The sequence below is a fragment of the Roseateles sp. P5_B10 genome, assembly GCF_056400485.1.
In genome coordinates this window covers 1-992 of sequence record NZ_JBFULE010001289.1, presented here as the reverse complement: position 1 = coordinate 992, position 992 = coordinate 1, and the positions used below count along the sequence as shown (strand labels likewise).

At 68.4% G+C, this 992-nt stretch carries 1 protein-coding gene and 1 pseudogene; one reads left to right on the top strand and one right to left on the bottom strand.

What is annotated here, in order from left to right:
• Positions 1-460 (top strand): alpha/beta fold hydrolase (locus AC1DU6_RS32800; RefSeq protein WP_477862457.1); only part of this gene is annotated, 460 nt, incomplete at its 5' end.
• Here AC1DU6_RS32800 and AC1DU6_RS32795 read toward each other — a convergent pair.
• Positions 445-992, bottom strand: a pseudogene (locus tag AC1DU6_RS32795) (hypothetical protein); the annotation flags it as partial. The gene AC1DU6_RS32800 and the pseudogene AC1DU6_RS32795 overlap by 16 nt on opposite strands.

The window sequence follows — 992 nt, the reverse complement described above, 5'->3', positions numbered from 1 at the left end:
CGTCATGGTCGGCACGGCCTACCCGATGAAGGTCTCGGAGGCTCTTTTGACGACGGCGCGCGACAAGCCCGAGGCCGCGATGGCCATGGTCACGGCCTTTTCGCATTCGCTGGCCAGCGCCAAGCCGGGCTACCCGGGCCCGGGCGCTTGGCTGCGCGGCGGCTCGATGGCGCTGATGCGCCGGCTGCAGGAGCGCCAGACGGAAGTCAACCTGTTCGAGAACGACTTCCAGGTCTGCGACCGCTATGCCGGCGGCGAGGCCGCGGCCGCTCGCGTGGCCTGCCCGGTGCATTTCATCCTCGGCGCGCTGGACCAGATGACCTCGCCCAAGCAGAACGCCGTGCTCGGCGGCCTGCTCAAGCCGCGCATCCATACCGTGCCCGCCGGCCACGCGCTGATGGCCGAAGCACCGGACGCCGTGCTGGCCGCGCTGAGGGCGGCGCTTCAGCCCAGCTCGTAGGCTGCTTCGTCGGGCCGCCGCACGGCCCGGGCGTATTCGCCGGTGAAGCCCGGCCAGATCGCGATGATGCGGCCGCTGTCGTTGCGGTACCAGGAACTGCACCGGCTCCAGACCGAGCCGGCGAGCCTTTGCTGGACGTTGGCGTCCTGGGCTGCAAACGCTTCAGGGCGCACGTCTATCCATCGCTTGCCTGATTGCTTGACTCTGCGCATGCAGGCCAGCGCATGCTGGACCTGGGGCTCGATGAAAAGCAGCGTCGAGGTATGGCCTGTGCCGGTGTTGGGGCCGAGCGTCAGGAAGAGGTTGGGAAAGCCCGGGACCGTCAGGCCGAAGTAGGCGCTGGGATTGACGCGCCAGGTCTCTTCCAGCGTGCGCCCGTCGAGACCTGTGATGGRCAGCTCCGCCAGGAGTTGCGTCGTGTCGAAGCCGGTGGCACAGACCAGTGCGTCCATGCGCCCGTCGAGACCTGTGATGGGCAGCTCCGCCAGGAGTTGCGTCGTGTCGAAGCCGGTGGCACAGACCAGTGCGTCCA